This is a genomic window from Rhizobacter sp. P2_H3, from assembly GCF_056403355.1.
On record NZ_JBFUFQ010000363.1, the window covers coordinates 1 to 3,884 of the forward strand.

General features: G+C 66.1%; 5 protein-coding genes and 1 pseudogene. 1 reads left to right on the top strand and 5 read right to left on the bottom strand.

Annotated features, from left to right (window positions below; genetic code table 11):
• The coding region (locus tag AC1D1T_RS30840) for an NYN domain-containing protein (RefSeq protein WP_477993211.1) at nucleotides 1-647 on the bottom strand (647 nt) is incomplete at its 3' end.
• Entirely contained in the window at nucleotides 644-1,681 is a 1,038-nt protein-coding gene (gene pyrC / locus AC1D1T_RS30845; protein ID WP_477993212.1) for a dihydroorotase, read from the bottom strand. The genes pyrC and AC1D1T_RS30840, both read right to left, overlap by 4 nt.
• Before the next feature lie 86 nt (nucleotides 1,682-1,767).
• Here pyrC and AC1D1T_RS30850 point away from each other — a divergent pair, with 86 nt between their 5' ends.
• Nucleotides 1,768-2,154, top strand: coding sequence for a VOC family protein (locus AC1D1T_RS30850; protein WP_047500357.1), 387 nt, complete (start codon nucleotides 1,768-1,770; stop codon nucleotides 2,152-2,154).
• Between the two features lie 7 nt (nucleotides 2,155-2,161).
• Here AC1D1T_RS30850 and AC1D1T_RS30855 read toward each other — a convergent pair whose 3' ends face one another.
• The 3 genes and pseudogenes from AC1D1T_RS30855 to AC1D1T_RS30865 form a co-directional block, all read right to left on the bottom strand.
• Nucleotides 2,162-2,896 (bottom strand): amino acid ABC transporter ATP-binding protein, encoded by a 735-nt coding sequence (locus AC1D1T_RS30855; RefSeq protein WP_047500354.1) that lies wholly within the window; start codon nucleotides 2,894-2,896, stop codon nucleotides 2,162-2,164.
• Between the two features lie 19 nt (nucleotides 2,897-2,915).
• The gene (locus tag AC1D1T_RS30860; RefSeq protein WP_477827953.1) at nucleotides 2,916-3,587 is read right to left on the bottom strand and encodes an amino acid ABC transporter permease; all 672 of its coding nucleotides are present in this window, start codon (nucleotides 3,585-3,587) and stop codon (nucleotides 2,916-2,918) included.
• Nucleotides 3,584-3,884 (bottom strand): annotated as a pseudogene (locus tag AC1D1T_RS30865) (amino acid ABC transporter permease); the annotation flags it as partial. The pseudogene AC1D1T_RS30865 and the gene AC1D1T_RS30860, both read right to left, overlap by 4 nt.

Consider the following 3,884-nt stretch of genomic DNA (forward strand, 5'->3'; position numbering starts at 1 on the left):
GCATTGCGCAGCAGCGAGACCAGCCGCGCATCCTGCTTCAGCGCCGCGGTGTCCTGGCGCAGCGCCGCGGCCGGCTCGGCCGCCACCGGCGCGGGCTCCGGTGCCGCCTTGGCACCGCCGCGGGTCTTGCGACCGGCCGCCGGCTTGGCCTTCGCGGGCTTGGCCGCGGCCGTGTCGGCATCGGCCGCCTCGACCGCGACGGCCTGCCCCAGGTTCTCGAGATACAGGAAGCGCGAGCAGGCATTGACGAACGGCATCGGCGTCTTCTTCGCGCCGAAACCGTAGACGAGCGCCCCCTTGGCCTTCAGGTGCATCACGAGCGGCGTGAAGTCGCTGTCGGACGAGACGATGCCGAACGCATCGGGCTGGTCGGTGTAGAGCAGGTCCATCGCCTCGATGACCATGCCCATGTCGGTGGCGTTCTTGCCCTTGCTGTAGTCGAACTGCTGCACCGGGCGGATCGCGTACTCGTGCAGCACCGCCTCCCAGCCCTTCAGCCCGTCCTTCTTCCAGTTGCCATAGGCGCGCCGGATGTTCGCGACGCCCACCTTGGCCAGCTCGGCCAGGATCACGTCGATCTTGCTGGCGGGCGAGTTGTCGGCATCGATCAGCAAGGCGATGCGGGCGGGCTTGTCGAGCAGGGTCATGCAGTCTCCAGTTTCCAGTTCAGCGTCTCGCCGCCGCGCAGCGGCTTCAGACGGGCCTCGCCGAACGGCAGGGACTCAGGGAGTGTCCAGCTTTCGCGGCGCAGCGTCACGCGCTGCGTGTTGCGCGGCAGGCCGTAGAAGGCCGGCCCGTTGAAGCTGGCGAACGCCTCCAGCTTGTCGAGCGCCCCCGCGGCCTCGAAGGCCTCGGCATACAGCTCCAGCGCCGACAGCGCGGTGTAGCAGCCGGCGCCGCACACCGACTGCTCTTTCATCTGCGACGCATGCGGCGCGCTGTCGGTGCCGAGGAAGAACTTCGTGCTGCCCGAGGTGGCGGCCTGCACCAGCGCCTGGCGGTGGACTTCGCGCTTGAGCACCGGCAGGCAGTAATAGTGCGGCCGCAGCCCGCCCTGGAAGATCGCGTTGCGGTTGTACAGCAGGTGGTGCGCGGTGACGGTGGCGGCGGTGTGCGCATCGGCCTGCGCCACKTACTGCGCCGCCTCGCGCGTGGTGATGTGCTCGAACACCACCTTCAGTTCGGGAAAGTCGCGGCGCAGCGGCTGCATCACGGTGTCGATGAAGACCGCCTCGCGGTCGAACACGTCGACCGCCGGGTCGGTGACCTCGCCGTGCACCAGCAGCAGCAGGCCTTCGCGCTGCATCGCTTCGAGCGTCCTGTACGTCTTGCGCAGGTCGGTCACGCCGGCGTCGCTGTTGGTGGTGGCACCGGCCGGGTAGAGCTTGAGCGCGACGACGCCGGCCTCCTTGGCCCGCTTGATCTCGTCGGGCGGCAGGACGTCGGTGAGGTACAGCGTCATCAGCGGCTCGAAGGCCGCCCCTTCGGGCAGCGCCGCGAGGATGCGTTCGCGGTAGKCGACGGCCTGGGCGGCGGTGGTGACCGGCGGGCGCAGGTTGGGCATCACGATCGCGCGCGCGAACTGGCGCGCGGTGTCGGGCAGCACCGCGGCGAGCGCGGCGCCGTCGCGCAGGTGCAGGTGCCAGTCGTCGGGGCGGGTGAGGGTCAGGGATTCGGTCATCGGGCGATTTTCTCATTGCCCTGCTGCGCCGGCGCCTAGACTAGGTCGTGCCGCCCTTCCCTGCAAGGGCGCTCGAGGAGATCGCGATGAACACCCCGTTCCCGAGCACGCACGCCACCTGCATCCTGCCGGTCAAGGACATGGCCAGGGCACGCCGGTTCTACGAGACCGTCCTGGGGCTGGAGGCGCTGGGCGGCAAGCCGGATGGCAAGTTCGTCTACCGCTGCGGCGGCACCGAGATCGCACTGTTCCCGAAACCCGAAGGCACGAAGGCGCAGCACACGGCGCTGAGCTTCCGCGTCGACGAGATCGGGACGGCGGTCGCCGAGCTGTCGGGGCGCGGCGTGCAGTTCGCAGACTACGACCTGCCCGGGCTGAAGACCACCGACCACGTCTGCGTGCTCGGCTCCGAGAAGGCGGCCTGGTTCGAGGACCCGGAAGGCAACATCCTCTGCCTGCACCAGGACCTGTAGCCCGGACTCAGTGCTGAAGGATCTTCGAGAGGAAATCCTTCGCGCGCGGGGTGCGCTCCTCGGGCTTGCCGAAGAAGCTGTCCTTGGTGCAGTCCTCGACGATCTTGCCGGCGTCCATGAAGATCACGCGGTTGCTGACCTTCTTCGCGAAGCCCATCTCGTGCGTGACGCACATCATCGTCATGCCTTCGTTGGCCAGCTGCACCATCACGTCCAGCACCTCGCCGACCATCTCGGGGTCGAGCGCCGAGGTGGGTTCGTCGAACAGCATCACGATCGGGTCCATGCTGAGCGCGCGGGCGATCGCCACGCGCTGCTGCTGGCCGCCCGACAGCTGGCCCGGGAACTTGTCCTTGTGCGCGCTCAGGCCCACGCGGTCGAGCATCTTCATGCCGCGCACCTTGGCGTCTTCGGGCTTGCGGTTCAGCACCTTGATCTGCGCGAGCGTCAGGTTCTCGGTGACGGTGAGGTGCGGGAACAGCTCGAAGTGCTGGAACACCATGCCGACACGGCTGCGCAGCTTCGGCAGGTTGGTCTTCGGGTCGGAGATCGAGATGCCGTCGACGACGATGTCGCCCTTCTGGATCGGCTCCAGCGCGTTGACCGTCTTGATCAGCGTCGACTTGCCCGAGCCCGACGGGCCGCACACCACGACGACCTCGCCCTTCTCGATGCTGGTCGTGCAGTCGGTCAGCACCTGGAAGCTGCCGTACCACTTGGAAACGTTGTTGATCTTGATCATGGGAAGTCCCCCTGCGGGTTCAGCGGATGATGGCGATCTTCTTCTGCAGGCGACGCACGAGCATCGACAGGCTGAAGCAGATGATGAAGTAGACGACGGCGACGGCGAGGTAGGTCTCGACCGGGCGGTTGAAGTTCTTGCCGGCGACCTCGAAGCCCTTCAGCAGGTCGTAGGCACCGATCGCGTAGACCAGCGAGGTGTCCTGGAACAGGATGATGGTCTGCGTCAGCAGCACCGGCAGCATGTTGCGGAAGGCCTGCGGCAGCACGATCAGCTGCATGGTCTGGCGGTAGGTCATGCCGACCGCGTAGCCGGCGTACACCTGGCCGCGCGCCACGCTCTGGATGCCAGCCCGCATGATCTCCGAGTAGTAGGCGGCCTCGAACACCGTGAAGGTGATGATGGCCGACAGCTCGGTGCCAAGTGCGCGCCCGATCAACAGCGGGATCAGCAGGAAGAACCACAGGATCACCATCACCAGCGGGACCGAACGCAGCGTGTTCACGTAGAACGCCGCCGGCATCACCAACCACTGCTTGCCCGACAGCCGCATCAGCGCGATGAGCGTGCCCAGCACGATGCCACCGACCATCGCGACCAGCGTCAGCTGGACCGAAAAGATCAGCCCCTTGGTGAAAAAAGCGGAGGCGACTTGCCAGGACAGGAATGAATAGTCGAGATTCAGGTTCATTTCCCGCTCCCCATCATGCCGGGGATCCGGACCTTGTTTTCCAGGAACAAGGCCAGACGGTTGATGGAAAAGGCAGACACGAAGTACAGGCCCGTCACCGCGAGATAGATTTCAATCCCGCGCGACGTCTCTTCCTGTGCCTGCATCGCAAACATCGTCAGTTCGGTGATGCTGACGGCAAACGCCACCGACGAGTTCTTGATGATGTTCATCGACTCGCTGGTCAGTGGTGGGACGATGATGCGAAACGCCATCGGCAGCAGCACATATCGATAGGTCTGCGGCAGCGTGAGGCCC